Annotated in this window: 14 protein-coding genes and 1 tRNA gene; 5 read left to right on the top strand and 10 right to left on the bottom strand. The window is 64.4% G+C overall.

Translation table 11 applies throughout. The features are described 5' to 3' along the window. Positions 1-71: 71 nt before the first annotated feature. The 6 genes from queG to ACXAED_RS08185 form a co-directional block, all read right to left on the bottom strand. Complete coding sequence (queG, locus tag ACXAED_RS08210; protein WP_475048613.1) at positions 72-1,115, bottom strand: tRNA epoxyqueuosine(34) reductase QueG; 1,044 nt, start codon at positions 1,113-1,115, stop codon at positions 72-74. 71 nt (positions 1,116-1,186) lie between these two features. Then, positions 1,187-1,852 carry an FtsZ-binding protein FzlA gene (gene fzlA, locus ACXAED_RS08205; protein ID WP_475048611.1) on the bottom strand — a complete coding sequence of 222 codons (666 nt, stop codon included), beginning with the start codon at positions 1,850-1,852 and terminating at the stop codon, positions 1,187-1,189. A gap of 65 nt (positions 1,853-1,917) precedes the next feature. Then, positions 1,918-2,655, bottom strand: a complete 738-nt coding sequence (gene mtgA, locus ACXAED_RS08200) for a monofunctional biosynthetic peptidoglycan transglycosylase (protein ID WP_475048609.1) — start codon at positions 2,653-2,655, stop codon at positions 1,918-1,920. A gap of 242 nt (positions 2,656-2,897) precedes the next feature. Further along, positions 2,898-7,430, bottom strand: a complete 4,533-nt coding sequence (gltB, locus tag ACXAED_RS08195; RefSeq protein ID WP_475048608.1) for a glutamate synthase large subunit — start codon at positions 7,428-7,430, stop codon at positions 2,898-2,900. Then, on the bottom strand, positions 7,427-7,861 hold the full coding sequence (locus tag ACXAED_RS08190) for a GFA family protein (protein WP_475048605.1): 435 nt from the start codon (positions 7,859-7,861) through the stop codon (positions 7,427-7,429). Before ACXAED_RS08190 ends, gltB begins: the two co-directional genes overlap by 4 nt. A gap of 111 nt (positions 7,862-7,972) precedes the next feature. Then, positions 7,973-9,412, bottom strand: a complete 1,440-nt coding sequence (locus ACXAED_RS08185; protein WP_475048603.1) for an NAD(P)-dependent oxidoreductase — start codon at positions 9,410-9,412, stop codon at positions 7,973-7,975. A gap of 241 nt (positions 9,413-9,653) precedes the next feature. Between ACXAED_RS08185 and ACXAED_RS08180 the strand changes: the two genes are divergently transcribed. Next, positions 9,654-10,460, top strand: a complete 807-nt coding sequence (locus ACXAED_RS08180; RefSeq protein WP_475048600.1) for an undecaprenyl-diphosphate phosphatase — start codon at positions 9,654-9,656, stop codon at positions 10,458-10,460. 61 nt (positions 10,461-10,521) lie between these two features. On the opposite strand, the gene ACXAED_RS08175 is transcribed toward ACXAED_RS08180, so the two are convergent. Beyond that, positions 10,522-11,511, bottom strand: a complete 990-nt coding sequence (locus ACXAED_RS08175) for a complex I NDUFA9 subunit family protein (protein WP_475048597.1) — start codon at positions 11,509-11,511, stop codon at positions 10,522-10,524. 239 nt (positions 11,512-11,750) lie between these two features. Here ACXAED_RS08175 and ACXAED_RS08170 point away from each other — a divergent pair, with 239 nt between their 5' ends. Both ACXAED_RS08170 and ACXAED_RS08165 read left to right on the top strand, forming a co-directional pair. Continuing rightward, positions 11,751-12,161, top strand: coding sequence for a globin domain-containing protein (locus tag ACXAED_RS08170; RefSeq protein WP_475048594.1), 411 nt, complete (start codon positions 11,751-11,753; stop codon positions 12,159-12,161). Positions 12,162-12,239: 78 nt separating this feature from the next. Next, positions 12,240-12,326 (top strand) — tRNA-Leu (locus ACXAED_RS08165). A gap of 144 nt (positions 12,327-12,470) precedes the next feature. On the opposite strand, the gene ACXAED_RS08160 is transcribed toward ACXAED_RS08165, so the two are convergent. From ACXAED_RS08160 to ACXAED_RS08150, 3 genes are read right to left on the bottom strand one after another with little or no spacing between them, the layout of a single operon-like run. Then, a complete protein-coding gene (locus ACXAED_RS08160; RefSeq protein WP_475048592.1) occupies positions 12,471-13,967 on the bottom strand; it encodes a heme biosynthesis HemY N-terminal domain-containing protein in 1,497 nt (498 codons plus the stop codon). Between the two features lie 10 nt (positions 13,968-13,977). Beyond that, a complete protein-coding gene (locus tag ACXAED_RS08155; RefSeq protein ID WP_475048590.1) occupies positions 13,978-15,279 on the bottom strand; it encodes a COG4223 family protein in 1,302 nt (433 codons plus the stop codon). Between the two features lie 51 nt (positions 15,280-15,330). After that, positions 15,331-16,056 carry a uroporphyrinogen-III synthase gene (locus ACXAED_RS08150; RefSeq protein ID WP_475048589.1) on the bottom strand — a complete coding sequence of 242 codons (726 nt, stop codon included), beginning with the start codon at positions 16,054-16,056 and terminating at the stop codon, positions 15,331-15,333. Between the two features lie 74 nt (positions 16,057-16,130). On the opposite strand from ACXAED_RS08150, the gene tsaD reads away from it, so the two are divergent. Both tsaD and ACXAED_RS08140 read left to right on the top strand, forming a co-directional pair. Further along, positions 16,131-17,228, top strand: a complete 1,098-nt coding sequence (gene tsaD, locus ACXAED_RS08145) for a tRNA (adenosine(37)-N6)-threonylcarbamoyltransferase complex transferase subunit TsaD (protein WP_475048586.1) — start codon at positions 16,131-16,133, stop codon at positions 17,226-17,228. After that, on the top strand, positions 17,225-18,187 hold the full coding sequence (locus ACXAED_RS08140) for an NAD(P)H-dependent glycerol-3-phosphate dehydrogenase (RefSeq protein WP_475048584.1): 963 nt from the start codon (positions 17,225-17,227) through the stop codon (positions 18,185-18,187). The genes tsaD and ACXAED_RS08140 overlap by 4 nt, the downstream gene beginning before the upstream one ends. Position 18,188: the final 1 nt, after the last annotated feature.

Genomic DNA, 18,188 nt, shown 5'->3' with positions numbered 1-18,188 from the left:
CCCAGCCCTCTCAAACTCTGTTCGCCGGACCGGGTGTAACGCCTATTTGCGGCCCGTCCATCCTGTTTGCGTCACGAAAGCCTTTGAACCGCCCAAGCCGCCGCATCCGCCACCGCCGGGTCCGGATCCTCCGCCAGCCGCTGCGCCACCTGCCGCAGCTCCGGCAGACCGGAATTGCCAATGGCGTAAAGCACATTGCGCACAAACCGGTCGCGCCCGATCCGCTTGATCGGCGAGCCGGAGAACATCGACCGGAACGCCGCATCGTCCAGGGCGGCAAGCTCCGCCAGCTTCGGCGCCTTCAGCTCCTCGCGCGCGGCATAGCGCATGTCGCTGGCGGCCACCGCAAACTTGTTCCACGGGCAAGCCGCCAGGCAGTCGTCGCAGCCGTAAATCCGGTTGCCCATCTTCTCCCGCAGCTCCTCCGCCACCACCCCCTTGTGCTCGATGGTCAGGTAGGAAATGCAGCGCCGCGCATCGACTTGGTAGGGCGCCGGAAAGGCATCGGTCGGGCAGCTGTCCAGACAGGCCCGGCAGGACCCGCAGCGGTCCCGCTCCGCCTCGTCCGCAGGCAGCTCCAACGTGGTGAAAACAGAGCCTAAAAAGGCCCAATTACCCCAATCCCGGCTCACCAGATTGCTGTGCTTGCCCTGCCAGCCCAAGCCCGCCGCCTGGCCTAGCGCCTTTTCCGGCACTGGCGCGGTATCGACAAAGACTTTCACCTCGCAGTTCTCTCCGGCCTGTGCAATCAGCCAGCGCGCCAGCCGCTTCAGCCGCTTCTTGACTAGGTCGTGATAATCCTTGTTCCGGGCATAGACCGAGACTGCACCGCGGTCCGCCTGCCCCACCACCGCCATCGGATCCTCATCAGGCGTATAGCTTTCGGCCAGCATGATCACCGACCGCGCCTCGGGCCACAGCTGCGCCGGATCACCCCGCCAATGGGTGCGCTCCGCCATCCAGCCCATCTGTCCGTGATAGCCCGCCTCCAGAAAGGCCTGCAGCCGTCCCGGCACCTCCGGCACGTCCCACGGGCGGCAGACCCGGCAGGCGACAAACCCCTCCGCCAGCGCCTGCGCAACCAGTCTTTGCTTGATGCCGGATCCGTCTTTCATCTTTCCCCAAATACTCCGGGGTGAATTGGGCCTAAGGCCCAAGAGGGGCAGCGCCCCTCAACCCGTTGATATCAGAAATCCAGATCAGTGTAATGCGGCGGCGGCCGGAAGCCCGGCACCTGATCGGCCAGGATCGAGCGGAACGCGGGCCGCGACTTGATCTTGGCGTACCAGTCCTTGACCACCGCCGAGCGGTTCCAGTCCACGTCCGAAATGTAATCCAGCGACGACAGATGGGCGGCAGCGGCGAAGTCCGCCAGCGTCATCATGTCCCCGGCCAGCCAGCGGCGGTGGTCCAGGAGCCAGGCCATGTAATCCAGATGGTATTTGATCGCCTTGGCGCCCGCCTTGACGTTGCGGCTGTCGGGATAGCCCTCGCCGGTGATCTTCTTGTTCACCCGCTCATACAGCAGCTTGGAGGTCACCTCGTGGTGGAACTTGTCATCAAACCAGCTCACCAGCCGGCGCACCTCATAGCGGCCCGCGGCATCCTTTGGCATCAAGGGCGGCTCCGGCCTGGTGTCCTCCAGGTATTCGCAGACCGCCGCGCTTTCGGCCATCATCTGGCCGTCCAGCCGGATCACCGGCACCTTGGCCGCCGGGTTGCGGCGCAGGAAATCGGGATCCTGCTCCCAATAGCGCTCCTCGACCAGCTCAACCTCGATCTTCTTCTCCGCCAGCGACAGCCGAACCTTGCGGCAAAAGGGGGACAGGGGAACGTGGTACAGGCGCGCCATGGCTACAGGGGATCTCCAGAAACGTGACTACGGATACCCAGCAATGCCTTGGCCGGGAGAAAGATTCAATCCTCGAAACAATCCGCCCGCCCGTCTGCGCGAATCGTGGCCGCCCCGTCCTGAATCTGCCGCGCCCGGCGCTGCACGAAGTTCGAGGGTTTGCGGGCCGAACGTTCCTTGGGATTGGGCAGAACCGCGGCGATCAGCGCCGCCTGGCGGGCGCTCAGCTGATCCGGGCCGACACCGAAATACTTGCGCGCCGCGGCCTCGGCACCGAACACGCCCTCGTCCATCTCGGCAACGTTCAGATAGACCTCAAGGATCCGCCGCTTGCTCCAGACTGCCTCGACCACCGGAGTCAGCAGCGTCTCCAGCACCTTGCGCGGCCAGCTGCGGCCCTGCCACAGGAACACGTTCTTGACGACCTGCTGCGATATGGTCGAGCCGCCGCGGCTGCCGCCCGCCTCGATCGCGGCCTGAATGGCGCGCGCATCAAAGCCCCAATGGCGGCAGAACTGCGCATCCTCCGCCGCCACGACAGAGCGCGCCAGCACCGGCGCCATCTCCTCCAGCGGCACCCACATCCGGTCCACCTCGCCCAAGCGGCGCTGCTCGGCCCAGATGGTATGGGTGACCGGCGGATTCACCACCGAAAACAGCAGGATGAGGAACAGGAATACCGCCGCCACCGCCAGCACCGCGCGCAACGCCCAGCGCCGCAGCCAGCGCAGCGGCTGAATCTGCCGCTTCGCCGTCTTCTTGCTGCTCTTGGGTTTCTTCTTCTTTGCCACTGCCTTAGCCATGACCCTCTATAGGACGGCAGTAGGGCATTCACAAAGGGTCAGTTGCCCTGCTGCCGTAATCCGCCGGTTGGGATTTTCCGGGAGCAAGGGAAGGGGCGCTGCCCCTCTTGAGCCTGCGGCTCAATTCACCCCGGGATATTTTTAGCCAGAAGAAGACCCGGGCCCGGCAAGACGCGGCCCGCTGGCAAGAAAAACCCCGCAAGCCTGCGCCTGCGGGGTCCGGTTTCAGTCTCTGGCCCGGCTTACTCCGCCGGAACCGCAGCCTGCTCCTGCATCACCGGATGCGCCAGCTTGTCGAGCATCTCCTTCGGGCAGACCTGCAGGAAGTTCGCCTTCTCGATATCCCAATGCTGCAGGATCTCCGCGGCCTTGCGGCTGCCGGTTTCCTGCTGATGGCGTTCGATCAGGCTTTTCAGCTCTGCTTCCCAATGCGCCACGGTGACCGGGCAGGTGACCAGCAATTCCATGTTCATCAGGGTCGCGGCCTTGCCCTCAGGGTCATAGAGATAGGCCATGCCGCCGGTCATGCCCGCGCCGAAGTTGGCACCGATCGAACCGAGGATCACCGCAACGCCGCCGGTCATGTATTCGCAGCCGTTGGAGCCGCAGCCCTCGATCACCACCTTGGCGCCGGAGTTGCGCACCGCAAAGCGTTCGCCCGCGCGGCCGGCCGCAAACAGGTAGCCATCGGTTGCGCCGTACAGCACAGTGTTGCCGATGATGGTGTTCTCCGAGGCCACCAGCGGGCTTACCTGCGGCGGGCGCACCACGATGGTGCCGCCCGACAGGCCCTTGCCGACATAGTCGTTGGCATCGCCCGACACTTCCAGCTTCAGCCCCGGCGCCGCAAAGGCGCCCAGCGCCTGGCCGGCAGAGCCCTGCAGCTTCACCGTCAGGTGATCCGGCTGGAAGGAGTTCCGCATGCCAAAGTTGCGCACGATGTGGCTGGAGGTCCGGGTGCCCACGGTGCGGTGGGTGTTCTGGATCGCGTAAGACAGCTGCATTTTCTCACCGTCCTGCAGGAAGCGGGCGGCATCGCGCACGATCTCCGCATCCAGCGTGTCCGGCACCGCGTTGCGCTCCTTGTCACGGTTGTAGACGATGCTGGCGGAGCCATCGACGGTGATCAGCAGCGGGTTCAGGTCCAGGTCGTCCAGGTGCGCAGAGCCGCGCGACACCTGCGCCAAGAGGTCGGCCCGGCCGATCACCTCATCCAAGCTGCGGGCGCCGATGGAAGCGAGGATTTCCCGCACTTCCTGGGCGTAGAAGGTGATCAGGTTCACCACCTTGTCGGCGTTGCCGGTGAACTTGGCACGCAAGGATTCGTCCTGGGTGCAGACCCCCACCGGGCAGGTGTTGGACTGGCACTGGCGCACCATGATGCAGCCCATGGCGATCAGCGCCGCGGTGCCGATGCCGTATTCCTCGGCGCCCAGCATCGCTGCCATCACGATATCCCGGCCGGTCCGCAGGCCGCCATCGGTGCGCAGCGTCACCCGCTCGCGCAGGTTGTTCATCGCCAGCACCTGATGCGCCTCGGTCAGGCCCATCTCCCACGGCAGGCCCGCGTATTTGATCGAGGTCGCAGGCGACGCCCCGGTGCCGCCGTTGTGGCCCGAGATCAGGATGATGTCAGCCTTCGCCTTGGCCACGCCGGCCGCGATGGTGCCGACGCCCGAGGAGGCCACCAGCTTCACCGTCACCTTGCAGCGCGGGTTGATCTGCTTGAGGTCATAGATCAGCTGCGCCAGGTCCTCGATCGAGTAGATGTCGTGGTGCGGCGGCGGCGAGATCAGGGTCACGCCCTTGGTCGAGTGGCGCAGGCGGGCGATCAGGTCGGTGACCTTCATGCCCGGCAGCTGGCCGCCCTCACCGGGCTTGGCGCCCTGGGCCACCTTGATTTCCAGCTCTTCGCACTGGTTCAAGTATTCCGCGGTCACACCAAAGCGGCCCGATGCCACCTGCTTGATCTTGGCGGACGGGTTGTCGCCGTTCGGCTCCGGCACGAAGTGTGCCGGATCCTCGCCGCCCTCTCCGGAATCGGACTTGGCGCCGATGCGGTTCATCGCCACGTTCAGGGTCTTGTGCGCCTCGGGGCTCAGCGCGCCCAGGGACATGCCCGGGGTCACGAACCGCTTGCGGATCGCGGTGATGCTCTCCACTTCCTCCAGCGGGATCGGCTTGCCCAGCGGCTTGATCTGCAGCAGGTCGCGCAGGTGGATCGGCGGGTTCGACTGCATCTTCGCCGAATACTGCTTCCACAGCTCATAAGACGCGCGGTTGCAGGCCATCTGCATCATATGCATCGAGGTCGCTTCCCAGGCGTGCGTCTCACCCGACTTGCGCGCCTTGTAGAAACCGCCGATGGGCAGCACGCCCTCCGGCGCCTTCCAGGCCTTGGCGTGGATTTCCTCTGCCTTGGTCTGGATACCGGTCACACCGATGCCGGAAATGCGCGAGGTCATGCCCGGGAAATACTCGGCACACATGGCGCGGGACAGACCCACAGCCTCAAAGTTCAGGCCGCCGCGGTAGGAGGACACCACCGAGATCCCCATCTTGGCCATGATCTTCAGCAGACCCTGGTCGATGGCCTCACGGTAGCGCGCGACGTTCTCGGTCAGGGTGCCGTCCAGCAGGCCGCGCTCGATGCGGTCGGCCAGCGAATCCTCGGCCAGATAGGCGTTCACCACGGTGGCGCCGCAGCCGATCAGCACCGCAAAGTAATGCGGGTCGATGCACTCGGCAGAGCGCACATTCAGCGAGCAGAAGGTGCGCAGGCCCTTGCGGGTCAGATGCGAATGCACGGCAGAGGTCGCCAGGATCATCGGCATCGCCACCTTGCTGGCGTCTGAATACTGGTCCGTCAGCACGATATGGCCCGCACCCGAGCGCACCGCTTCCTCGGCCTCGGCCCGGATCCGCTCCAGCGCCGCGTTCAGCGCGCCGCGGCCTGGTGCAAAGGTACAGTCGATCTCGGCCAGCGGCGCGTTGAACTGCTGCACCAGCTTGTCCCATTGGGCGTTGCCGACAAAGGGGCTTTCCAGAACGATGATCTCGGTCTGGGAGCTGTCCTCGTCCAGCACGTTCTTGAGGTTGCCAAAGCGGGTCTTCAGCGACATCACCCGGTATTCGCGCAAGCTGTCGATCGGCGGGTTGGTCACCTGGCTGAAGTTCTGGCGGAAGAAGTGGCTCAGCGGGCGGTACATCTTGGACAGCACGGCAGAGGGCGTGTCATCACCCATCGACGCCAGCGATTCCTTGGCGTCCTCGGCCATCGGCGCCAGGATCTGCTCCAGCTCCTCGATTGTATACCCGGCCGCAACCTGACGGCGCCGCAGCTCCTCGCCGCTGAACAGCGGCTGTTCGGTGACGCTGGCGAGGGTTGTGTCCAGATCGTTGATCCGCTTTACCCAATCGCCGAACGGCAGCGCGCGCGCCAGCTTGTCCTTGATCTCGGTGTCGCGGAACAGCTTGCCCTTTTCCATGTCGACGGCAAGCATCTGGCCTGGGCCCAGCGCGCCCTTCTCAACCACGGTGGCTTCGTCAACCGGCACCATGCCAGCCTCGGACCCCGCGATCACGAGCCCGTCGCCGGTCACCACATAACGCATCGGGCGCAGCCCGTTGCGGTCCAGGCCCGCGCAGACCCAGCGGCCGTCGGTCATCGCCAGCGCGGCGGGGCCATCCCAAGGCTCCATCACAGAGTTGCAGTAGGAGTACATGTCGCGCCAGGACTGCGGCAGCTCCACCGCCTGTTTGGACCAGCTTTCCGGCACCAGCATGGTTTTCGCCATCGGCGCCGAACGGCCCGCGCGCACCAGAACCTCGAACACGCCGTCCAGCGCTGCGGAGTCGGAAGCGCCGCCCGGCACGATCGGCTTGATGTCCTCGGCATAGTCGCCAAAGGTCGAAGACGCCATGCGGATCTCATGGCTCTTCATCCAGTTCAGGTTGCCTTTCAGCGTGTTGATCTCGCCGTTGTGCGCCAGCATCCGGAACGGCTGCGCCAGCCACCACTGCGGGAAGGTGTTGGTGGAATACCGCTGGTGATAGATCGCAAAGGCACTCTCGAACCGCTCATCCATCAGGTCCGGGTAGAACACCGCCACCTGCTCCGCCAGCATCATGCCCTTGTAGATGATCGAGCGGCAGGACAGCGACGCGATATAGAGGCCGGAGATGCCGGCCGACGACGAAGCCTTCTCGATCCGGCGGCGGATCACATACAGCTCGCGTTCAAAGGTTTCCTCGTCCACGCCCTTGGAGTTGGAGATCAGGATCTGCTCGATCTCCGGTCGGGTGGCATTGGCCTTTTCCCCCAGGCAGGACACATCCACCGGCACATGGCGCCAGCCATAGATGGAATAGCCCATGCGCAGCACTTCGGTTTCCACGATGGTCCGGCAGCGCTCCTGGGCGCCGAAGTCGGTGCGCGGCAGGAACACCTGGCCCACCGCCATCAGCTCATCCTGGCGCGGCTCGTGGCCGGTGCGGCGGATCTGGTCATAAAAGAACGGCACCGGGATCTGCACATGGATGCCCGCGCCATCGCCGGTCTTGCCGTCGGCGTCCACCGCGCCGCGGTGCCAGATCGCCTTCAGCGCGTCGATGCCGGCCTCAACCACCTTGCGGCTCTTCTTGCCGTCAACCGAGACAACCAGCCCCACACCGCAGGACGAATGCTCCTCTTCCTCGGAATAGAGACCGTTTTCAGCCATCCATTTGCGCTTGGCTTCCTCGGCGCGCACCCAATCGGCATCATATTTGGTCATTGGCTGTTTCCTTCTACGGCGGGGGCAAGCATCTCCATCACGTCAGCGCCGGTCAGTTTCCGGCAGCTGCTGCTGAAGGCGTAGCCCGCGGGCTTCTTGTCGATGTAAAGTTCCAGGCGCAGTTCATTGCCGCCTGCGTTTTCAAACAGGCCAGCCGACATTTGCGTTTGGCCCTTATGTTCTCCTGCGGTCATCCGGTACCACAGCGCCGATCCGCATTCGCCGCAGAACGCGCGCTCCGCCCACGGCGAGGACTGATAGGTCCGCACCGGACCCAGCGCAGCGTAGCCGCTTCCGGCCTGAAAGCTCAGGAACGGGCCGCTGGCCCAGCGCTGGCACATCTCGCAATGGCAGGCGGAAATAGAGGCGCGCGCGGGCGTCGCGGTGACGCTCACTGCGCCGCACATGCACTGTCCCTGCAATTCGCTCATGTCCATTGTCCTTTGCTGGCTGGGTCAGCAGTGCTGACCTTGGCGCTGCTCTGTTGCTGCCCGCCGGTGCACAGGGGGTGCACAAGCGGTGTACGGGGGGGGGGTGCCGGGTTATTCCGCGGCCACCGCGGCCTTGCTGTTCAGCTTTTCGATGATCGCCTCGGCGCAATCGCGGCCGTCCTTGATCGCCCAAACCACCAGCGACGCGCCGCGCACGATGTCACCCACCGCATAGACACCGTCCAGCTCGGTGGCGCCGGTCTGGAACGCGGCCTTGATGGTGCCCCAGCGGGTCACCGGCAGCTCCGGCTGGTTCCACAGTGTGGGCAGTTCTTCCGGCTCAAAGCCCAGCGCCTTGATAACCAGGTCGGCTTCTTCAGCGTAGTCCGCGCCCTCGATCACTTCCGGCGCCTGACGGCCCGAAGCATCCGGCTGGCCCAGGCGCATCTTCTGGACCATCACGCCGGCAACCTTGCCTCCGTCGTCGGTGAAGCCCTTAGGCGCCGACAGCCATTCAAAGATCACGCCTTCTTCCTCGGCGTTCTGGGTCTCGCGCTGCGAGCCCGGCATGTTGGCGCGGTCGCGGCGGTACAGGCATTTGACCGAGGTCGCGCCCTGGCGGATCGAGGTCCGCACGCAGTCCATCGCGGTATCGCCGCCGCCGATCACGACGACCTTCTTGCCCTCGGCATTCAGGCTGCCGTTGTCGAATTCCTCAACCGCATCGCCAAAGCTCTTCTTGTTCGAGGCACACAGGAAATCGATCGCCTTGACGATCCCTTCGGAACCGCTGCCCGGCATCGCCAGATCGCGCGATTTATAGACGCCGGTGGCAATGATCACCGCATCATGCTTGGCGCGGATGTCCTCAAACGAGATGTCTTCGCCCACGTTGCAGTTCAGCTTGAACGTCACGCCGCCATCGGCCAGCAGCTTGTTGCGGCGCTCGACCACGTCCTTTTCCAGCTTGAAGCTGGGGATGCCGTACATCAGCAGCCCGCCAGCGCGGTCATAGCGGTCATAGACGGTTACCTGGATACCGGCCTTGCGCAGCATGTCCGCCGCCGCCAGGCCGCCGGGGCCGGCGCCGATGATGCCAACGCTCTCGCTGCGCTCAGCGAGCGGCGCTGCGGGCTTGACCCAGCCTTTTTCCCAGGCGGTGTCGGTGATGTACTTCTCGACCGATCCGATAGTGACGGTACCGTGGCCGGACTGTTCGATCACGCAGTTGCCTTCGCACAGGCGGTCCTGCGGGCAAATGCGGCCGCAGATCTCCGGGAAGGTGTTGGTGGCCTGCGAGGTGGCATAGGCCTCTTCCAGGCGGCCGGTTGCGGTCAGGCGCAGCCAGTCGGGGATGTTGTTGTGCAGCGGGCAGTGGCTCTGGCAATACGGCACGCCGCACTGGCTGCAGCGGCTGGCCTGTTCCTCAGCCTTGGCAGCAGCGTACTCCGCGTAAATCTCATTGAAGTCTTCCTTGCGTACACTCGCGTCACGCTTTTGAGGCATGTCGCGTTCGATCTGCACAAATTTCAGCATCGGTTGCTTGGCCACGGGCTGGACTCCATCGTTTGTCTGGCTGCGAGGGCACCTTTGCAGGTACTGGAACGCTTTATGTCAACTATGCTGACCTATTTTGCCAGCGCTTTTCCTCTGATACCGTGTTCGGCGGAAATGTACAGAAATTTTAGGTCCGGATCGGACCATAATATCCGCTTCCCAATTCAGAGGCGGGAATTATACAGGGTCGCGACAGTTTACGGCCCGTTCGCGGCCAGCAAAGGACGTTTTTAGTATGCCTCTTTTCCAGCTCGTCCTGGTAGCGCTGATCCAGGGCATTACCGAATTCCTGCCCATCTCCTCCTCCGGCCATCTGATTCTGCTGCCCGGACTGACCGGGCTGAATGATCAAGGGCAGGTGATCGACGTCGCCGTGCATGTGGGCACCCTGGCCGCGGTGATGATCTATTTCTGGAGCGATGTGCGCGAAGGCCTTATCGGCCTGCCCCGCGCCCTTACAGGCCGCACGGACACGCCCGGCGCCCGGCTCGCCATGGGGCTGATCATCGCCACCATCCCAACCGTTCTGTTCGGTGCGGTGCTGCATTTCACCGGCCTCAGCGATGCGCTGCGGTCGATGGCGGTGATCGGCTGGACAATGCTGGGCTTTGGCCTCGTGCTGTACTGGGCCGACCAGAAAGGCGCCGAGGTGAAACAGGCCGGAGACTGGGGCCGGCGCGACGCGCTGATTATGGGGCTGTGGCAAATGCTGGCGCTGATCCCCGGCACCTCGCGCTCCGGCATCACCATCACCGGCGCGCGCCATCTGGGCTACACCCGCGAGGACGGCGCCCGCATCGCCATGCTCATGTCGATCCCCACCATCATCGCTTCGGGCGTGCTGCTGGGCACGGAGGTAGCGCTGGAGGCCAACACCGCCCTGATGCGCGACGCAGGGATCGCCGCAGTGCTGGCGATGCTGTCTGCGCTGGGCGCACTCAGCCTGATGATGCGGCTGCTGCGCTCTGTCAGCTTCACGCCTTACGTGATCTACCGGGTGATCCTGGGCAGCATCCTGCTCGCGATCGCCTACAGCAGCTGAGCCGGAAACGAAAAGCGCGGGGAAATCCCCGCGCTTTCGAATCCCTGGACCGTAGCGACAATCAGGTGCCGTTGCGCAGGTTGCGGGCCGATTTTGTCATCTCGTCATACTGGCCGGAGGGTCGGAATTTCCACAGGTAGTCCGGCAGAACCGCCTCCAGGCTGACCGGGCTGATACCCAGATCGCCAAACCCCTTGGCGCCTTCGGACACCACATTGTCCGACTTCAGGCTGCGCAGCTGGTCGCGGGTCAGCGTCTTGTTTTCGATCAGTTGGAAGCTGGCCGCCTGCAGCATGTCAAAGCCAAAGGCTACCAGCCAGGCGGCGGGGCGGGGCAGCGACAGGATCAGGCGGCGGCGGTGAATCACCTCCAGCATCTGCTCCATCAGCTCGCGGAAGGTCTTGACCTCAGGGCCGCCCAGTTCATAGATGCCGCCCTCCGCCGCGCCGGTTGCACCCTTGACCGCGGCCTTGGCCACATCATCAACGTAGACCGGCTGGAACCGGGTGGCGCCGCTTGCAATCGGCAGAACCGGCGACAGGCGGGTCATGCCCGCAAAGCGGTTGAAAAATTCGTCCTCGGCCCCAAAGATCACCGAGGGGCGCAGGATCACGGCACCCGGGAAGTGCTGCAGAACAGCAGTTTCGCCCGCGGCCTTGGTGCGGGAGTATTCGCTGGCAGCATCCGCATCAGCGCCAATCGCTGAGATATGCACCAGGCTGGCGACACCTTCTTGCGACGCGATGCGGGCTATGCGGCCCGCGCCTTCGGCGTGAACGGCGCCAAAGGTGTTCTTGCCCAGCTCGTTCAGGACGCCCACGCAGTTCACCACTGCATCCGCACCCTGCATCACTGCGGCCACGGACATGTCATCGCGGACGTTGCAGAACACCGGCTCCACCTGGCCCGGAACACCATAGGGTTTCACATGCATGGCTTCATTGGGGCGGCGCACCGCCACCCGCACACGCCAGCCTTCCTTGGCCATGCGCCGCGCAATGTAGCGGCCCACGAAACCGGATCCGCCATAGATCGTGACCAGTTTGGACATCTTTTGGCTCCTGAACTTAGCTGCCCCTATGCCTTAGCGCCGCAACGGGCGTCAAACAAGGCGCAAAACGTGGGATTACGGCCACAATGGCTGCCGAAGACGCAAGCCGAGTTAACAGCTTCCCCGGAATTGCCTTATTTGGTTAACGTCGCCTTCAGCCCCTCAGGGTTAAGGCAATTTGGTGTACCCGAAACACCTGTTTTGGCGGTTTAATTGTCGGTTTAAAGAGGTCAGCTCATATGATCAGTGAAAATGACAAATCCCTGGTCCGCAAAAGTTTCGAGAGCGAGCGAATGGATCTTGATGCCTTCGCCACCGCCTTCTACGCCAAGTTCTTTGCCGCCTGCCCCGAAGTCCGCCCCCTGTTTTCCCGCGATATGACTAGGCAGGAGGAAAAGCTGCTGGCCATCCTGACCCATATTGCAGAAGCGCTGGACGATTCCGCGCGGTTGAATGAAATCCTCAGGCAGCAGGGGGAAAAGCACCGCGAGCGGGAAGTGTCAGATGCGCATTTCAAGGGTTTTATTACCAGTTTCACCGGCGCCCTGTCGGAAACACTCGACCCGGATTGGAGTACAGAAGCGGAGCTGGCCTGGACCAGATTCTTGGCATTTGTAGCGGGCAAAATGAATTTCACGGTGCAGCGCTAGGCAGCGGCCCTGCATGTGCTGCCGTTTTCCATTTGACGCCCCTCCCGAACCGCCTTATACGCCGGTCCCACGACACCTGCCCAGGTGGCGGAATTGGTAGACGCGCTAGCTTCAGGTGCTAGTGTCCGTATGGACGTGGAGGTTCGAGTCCTCTCCTGGGCACCATTCCCCTGCATCAGTCACAAAATCTGCAGAACCGCACGGCGCCTTTCCGGTCCGGCAACGCTGTTTATAATGCTTATTGGTCTATGCCGGTAAACGGGCAGAACGGCAGGAAAGCCCCCGCCGTTCGCAGTCTTTCCAAAATTATCAGTTCGGCTCTTTTACCGCGTCCTGCCGCTCCGCTTCCGGCTTCCCTTCAGCGTCCGGCCCGGATTCCGCGAAGTCTGCTTCTTCCGCATCTTCCGCTGTATCAGTCTGCTTGTTGTCCAGAGCACCGGTGATCAGCGGCAGCATATGTGCCGCCGCATGGCTGGCAACCTCCGGTGTCTCCGGGCGCTTCCAAGACAGGGTGTCAAAGCTGGTGCAATGCTCGCAGACCGGCTCCCATTCCGCATGGATATGGTTGCAATTGGTGCAAACCCACTGCGGCCCGCGCGGAGCCGTCAGCGCTTTGGCCAGCCACCCCTGCACCACCTTGTCATCCGCGCCTTCGCCGCGCTCGATCGCTGCCATCAGCGTCAGCGCCCGCGCGTCCGGGGCACGCTCTGTCAGGTCGCTCAGCCAGCGGCGGGCTTCGGGGAAGTCCTCTGCAACGATGTTCAGCTCTGCCATCACCAGGCGGGTCTCGTCATCAAGCGGGTTGAGCCGGGCCAGCTGGTCGAAGCGGGCAACGCGCTCCGCGGCGCTTTCGTCCGGCTCGACCTCGGCAAAGGCATGGGCCAGGTCTGGATGCGGCTGGCTCTGCCAGGTCTTTTTCAGCAGCCGGACCGCCGGGCGCTTCTTGCCTTTGGCGAGATAGGCGCGGGCCGCCATTGCCGCGGCGGGAACAAGGTCGGGCGACAGCCGGTTGGCCTCGATCGCCTGCTCCCGCTGCTCGATCGTGGCGTTTTCGTCGATCACCCCTTTGGAGGCCGATAGTGCCAGCACCGCATCGCGGCGCTTGTAGACATCGCGCGGCAGGGTGCCGGTCTTGAGCTTAGTCGACAGCGTCTTGCGGGCACCGGCCCAATCCTCGGCCTGGGCCTGCAGGCGCAGAAGGGTGTCCTGCACCTCTTCATGCTTGGGCCGCAGCGCCAGTGCCTTCTCGGCCAGCTGGCGGGCGGTGTCGGTATCGCCCTCGGACAGTTTCTGCTTCATGATCCCGCGCACCCCGACAAAGCGGGTCTGCTGGTTCGACAGCAGCCGTTTGTAGGCCTCCGCCGCCTTGTGAGTGTCGCCGCTCATTTCCGCAGCCTGCGCCACCAGCAGGTCCGTCAGCTCAGGGTTCTGCAGGTATTTTTCCGCGCGCGCCGCCTTGGCCAGGGCCAGCCGTCCTTCACCGGAGGCCAGCGCCATCAGGCCTTCGGACAGGGCCCGGTAGCCTTTGCGCTCACGCCCCTTGTCCCAATAGCGCGACAGGGCAGTCTCGTCACCGTTCAGGAAGCGCAGCGTGGCCACCAAGAGCGACAGCAGCTTGAGAAACAGCCAGACCGCAACCACAAGCACGCCCAGCGCGATCACCGATTGCAGCGCGCTGAGGGTGTACTCGGTGCCGGCAACGGTGATTTGCACCCCGCCGGCGGTTTCCATCAAAAGGCCCGCGCCAAATGCCAGAAGCGCGACAATCGCGACAAATACGAGGATCTTCAACAACGACCAGAGCATGGCGGCTTCCTTATTTGGCTTGCAGGCTTTGGGCCAGATCAGCGGCAGCGTTCACCGCTGCCACCCGCGCGTTTGCCGCCGCTTCCCAGCCGGCTAGGGCAGCACGTGCGGTTTTCGGCAGCGCGGAGAGTTCTGCCAGTGCCTCCTCGATCCGGCCCGCGGCCACGGCGGCCTCGGCCCGGGACAGGATGGCATCCGGATCATCGCCGTCGCGCGGCGCTACGGAACGGGCGCCAAGATGGCGGTTCACATAATCCATCAGGCTGCCGCCGCCTTTTGCCTCTTCGCGGGCGGCGGCCAGCGCCTCGCGGGCGGCCGGGGCGAACCCGTCGCGCAGGGCGGTCAGGGTGGCCACACCGGTTTCCGCCGGTCCGGCAAGTTCTGGCGGCACTGCGACGCCCAAAAGTTCAAGCTGCTGCACGCTGGAGTCATAGCTGTTGCCGCTGTCCAAGGCGGACCGCAGCTGCGCCAGCTGAGTCTGGGCGCTGGCGATGCGGGCGGCTTCGGCGCTGGCCGTCTCCATTTCCTCTGCTTTTGCCAGCTTCTGATCGACTACGGCCCGCTGCGCCGCGAGGCTCTCCTGCAGCTTGCCCAGCTCCGCCTCGAAAGCTGCAACCGCCTCCGGCGATGCACCTTCCAGCGGGCGGGTTTCCAATGCGGATACACGTTCCGCCAGGGCCTGCAGATCCGCGCGCAGCGTATCATCCGGGGCCTCAGCGAATTGCGTCTCTTTCAGCGCTGCAACCTCTGCGGCGAGGGTGTCGGTGCGTTCGGCGAGCGGAGCAATGTCAGGGGCGCTGTTGTCCTCAACCTGCTGCTTCAGCGCGGCAAGCGCCGCCTGCATCTCCGCCTGGCTGGTTTCCAGCGCGGTCAAATCCACGCTGCTGCCTTTCAGCGATTGCGGCAGCACGGAGTCGAGCCAGCCGCTCTGTCCGGCCACAAAGCCGATCCCTGCGGCCACCACACCGCCCAAGAGGGCTGCGCCGAAGCCGCCGCGCTTTTCCACCACCCGCTCGATTTCGCGCGGCTGTGCCTCTGCCGCGGCGTCATGTTCCGCAGGCTCAGCTGGGGTGTCCTCTTGCGGGGTTTCCCGTTCGAAGGGAGACACAAATGCGGTCTCGGTCTCGGTCTCGGTCTCGGTCTCGGTCTCGGTCTCGGAAAGCGGGGAATCCGCGTCCGCCGGCGTGTCAACCGCCTCGCCGGCACGCTCCTCGGTCACATCCACCTCGGACGCTTCCGTGGTTTCGTCAGCCGGCTTTGATTCACCGGGGCCAGGCTCAGTAACGTCTTCCGGAGTTTTCTTGTCAGCCACGCCGGCCTCCCCCTCAATTCCTAAAATACATTCCTGCGAACACGCTGGACACTACTCTGCGCGCCAGTCCCCCTCAAGCTGCGACAGCTGCGCTGCGGCAACAAGGACAGCAGCTGCCAATGCCGCAGCGTCCGGAGTCTTAGTGACCCGCAACGTCTTGCAATTCAAGCCTTTCAGCGGTTCCGCCACCGCCGGACTGAGGGCAATCAGATGCAAATGTGCAGCATCCCCGCACAGATTGGCAAAATGGCGCGCAGTTCTGGGAGAGAAAAGCGGCACGATCACGTCGGTTTGCGCAGCAAGCGCGGCCGTGGCCTCTTCGGTCAGCGGCAGAAGCACCTGATCATACAGGATTTGCTCCCGGCAGGGGATGCCGCCGCTGGTGAGCCGCCCGGCAATGTCGCCACGTGCATGTGCGCCGCGCAGATGCAGCAGCGGCGCCTTGGGGCGCTGGCTGAGCAACGCCTGAACCAATTCCTCAGCGCACTGCCCCAGGCAGGACGCCTGCCAGCCCGCCTTAGCTGCGGCACGGGCCGTGCGCTCCCCCACGCAATAGGCCGGCAGGCGCGCGGCGGTTTCACGTGAAGCGGTCTCCACCCCGTTGGCGGAGGTGAAGATCACACCTTTGACGTCTTGCAAGCTGACCGACGCCTTCTCTGGCCGGATTTCCATCAGCGGCGCATAGATCACCCGCAGCCCGGCACGCGCCGCTTCGGGCAGGCTGGTCACGAACCGCTCTGCCGCCGCCAGCGGGCGTGTCATTAGCAAAGGCACCATCGCGGGGCTCCCGGGATTGTTTGCAGGCCTCATAGGTGGTAGCCCCGGCGGCAATTCGATGCAACGGTAAGGCCATGACAAAAACCCTGACCATTCTGGGGCTGGAAAGCAGCTGTGACGACACGGCCGCCGCGGTGGTGCGGCAGGCAGAGGGCGCGCAACCCGAGGTGCTGTCGTCAGTCGTCTTCGGCCAGACCGAGCTGCACAGCGCCTTTGGCGGCGTGGTGCCGGAGATCGCCGCGCGCGCGCATGCCGAGAAGCTGGACATCTGCGTGCGCGATGCGCTGACAGAGGCCGGGCTGACCCTGAAGGACATGGATGCCGTTGCCGTGACCGCCGGCCCGGGACTGATCGGCGGGGTGATGTCGGGCGTGATGTGCGCCAAGGGGATTGCTGCCGCCACAGGCCTGCCGCTGATCGGGGTGAACCATCTGGCAGGCCATGCGCTGACCCCGCGGCTGACCGATGGGGTTGCCTATCCGTACCTGATGCTGCTGGTCTCTGGCGGGCATTGCCAGTACCTGCTGGTACGCGGGGCGGAGGATTTCACCCGCCTGGGCGGTACAATCGACGACGCCCCCGGCGAAGCCTTCGACAAGACCGCCCGCCTGCTGGGCCTGCCGCAGCCGGGCGGCCCATCCGTGCAGGCTGAGGCGGACAACGGTGATCCCAAGCGGTTCCGCTTTCCGCGGCCTTTGCTGGACCGGCCGGACTGCAACCTGTCGTTTTCCGGTCTGAAGACCGCCCTGATGCGGATGCGCGATCAGATCGTGGCTGAGAAAGGCGGCCTGACCCGCCAGGACCGGGCTGACCTGTGTGCGGGGTTCCAGGCCGCCGTCGTGGACACCCTGGCGGAGAAGACCCGCCGCGCCATCCGCCTTTACCTGAAAGAACAGCCCCCGGCGCCAACCGTCGCCGTCGCCGGCGGTGTCGCGGCAAACACCGCTATTCGCGCTGCATTAGAGACTGTTTGCGCTGAGGCCGGCGCCGCCTTCACCGCGCCGCCGCTACGCCTGTGCACAGACAATGCCGCGATGATTGCCTATGCCGGGCTCGAGCGTTTCAAAACCGGGGCACGCGATGGTCTGGACCTGACCGCCCGCCCCCGCTGGCCGCTGGACCAAAGCAGCCCGGCGCTGATCGGATCCGGCCGTAAAGGAGCCAAAGCATGAAAGTTTCGGTTCTTGGATCCGGTGCCTTTGGCACTGCGCTCGCGATTTCACTGGCCGGCAACGGGCCGGTGACCCTGTGGGCGCGTGATGGGGATCACGCCAAAGCAATGCAGGACAGCCGCCGGAACGAGGCCCGCCTGCCCGGTGTTGATCTGCCTGCCCCCCTCACCGCTACTGGGGATATCGCCCAGGCTTGCAGTTCAGAGGTGCTGTTGCTGGCGGTCCCCATGCAGATGCTGCGCAGCGTCCTGCAAGAGCATAGGACGCATTTGACCGGAAAGACCCTGGTGGCCTGCTGCAAGGGTATTGAGCTGCACACCGGGCTTGGTCCGGTCGCAGTCATTCAGGAAACGCTCCCGGAGTTGCCGGCGGCGCTGCTGACCGGGCCGAGCTTTGCCGCGGATATCGCCCGCGGCCTGCCGACCGCGCTGACGCTTGCCTGCGGCGACGCAGCCCTGTGTAAAGCGCTGCAAGAGCAGCTGACCACCGCAAACCTGCGCCTTTACCGTACCAATGACACCACAGGTGCCGAACTGGGCGGGGCGCTTAAAAACGTGATGGCGATCGCCTGCGGCGCGGTGATTGGCGCCGGGCTGGGCGATAGCGCCCGCGCCGCGCTGATGACCCGCGGGTATGCGGAAATGCAGCGCATGGCGCTGGCCTGCGGCGCCAAGTCCGAAACGATGGCCGGGCTTTCGGGGTTTGGCGATCTGGCGCTGACCTGCACCTCCGACCTGTCCCGCAACTACCGGCTGGGCCTCTCGATCGGGCGCGGCGAGGCCTTTGATTCCAGTATCACGGTCGAAGGTGCCGCAACTGCGCATGCGGTGGCTGAACAAGCGCAGAAAATGCACTTGGATATGCCAATCACGCAGACGGTAACCAATTTGCTCGATCAGCGCTTGACCATTGCCGAAGCGGCGGCTCAATTGCTTAAAAGACCGCTAAAAGAGGAATAAA

The sequence above is a fragment of the Leisingera sp. ABM4_103 genome, from assembly GCF_056158685.1.
Note: the sequence above shows the minus strand (reverse complement) of the source record. Positions and strands in the feature narration are given on the sequence as shown.

Excerpts from the sequence above, each read along its gene's own strand:
- fzlA (WP_475048611.1), bottom strand. The coding sequence starts at position 1,852 with ATGGCGCGCCTGTACCACGTTCCCCTGTCCCCCTTTTGCCGCAAGGTT.
- ACXAED_RS08180 (WP_475048600.1), top strand. The coding sequence starts at position 9,654 with ATGCCTCTTTTCCAGCTCGTCCTGGTAGCGCTGATCCAGGGCATTACC.
- ACXAED_RS08150 (WP_475048589.1), bottom strand. The coding sequence starts at position 16,056 with ATGGTGCCTTTGCTAATGACACGCCCGCTGGCGGCGGCAGAGCGGTTC.
- tsaD (WP_475048586.1), top strand. The coding sequence starts at position 16,131 with ATGACAAAAACCCTGACCATTCTGGGGCTGGAAAGCAGCTGTGACGAC.
- ACXAED_RS08190 (WP_475048605.1), bottom strand. The coding sequence starts at position 7,861 with ATGAGCGAATTGCAGGGACAGTGCATGTGCGGCGCAGTGAGCGTCACC.
- gltB (WP_475048608.1), bottom strand. The coding sequence starts at position 7,430 with ATGACCAAATATGATGCCGATTGGGTGCGCGCCGAGGAAGCCAAGCGC.
- mtgA (WP_475048609.1), bottom strand. The coding sequence starts at position 2,655 with ATGGCTAAGGCAGTGGCAAAGAAGAAGAAACCCAAGAGCAGCAAGAAG.
- ACXAED_RS08170 (WP_475048594.1), top strand. The coding sequence starts at position 11,751 with ATGATCAGTGAAAATGACAAATCCCTGGTCCGCAAAAGTTTCGAGAGC.
- ACXAED_RS08160 (WP_475048592.1), bottom strand. The coding sequence starts at position 13,967 with ATGCTCTGGTCGTTGTTGAAGATCCTCGTATTTGTCGCGATTGTCGCG.
- ACXAED_RS08175 (WP_475048597.1), bottom strand. The coding sequence starts at position 11,511 with ATGTCCAAACTGGTCACGATCTATGGCGGATCCGGTTTCGTGGGCCGC.
- queG (WP_475048613.1), bottom strand. The coding sequence starts at position 1,115 with ATGAAAGACGGATCCGGCATCAAGCAAAGACTGGTTGCGCAGGCGCTG.
- ACXAED_RS08140 (WP_475048584.1), top strand. The coding sequence starts at position 17,225 with ATGAAAGTTTCGGTTCTTGGATCCGGTGCCTTTGGCACTGCGCTCGCG.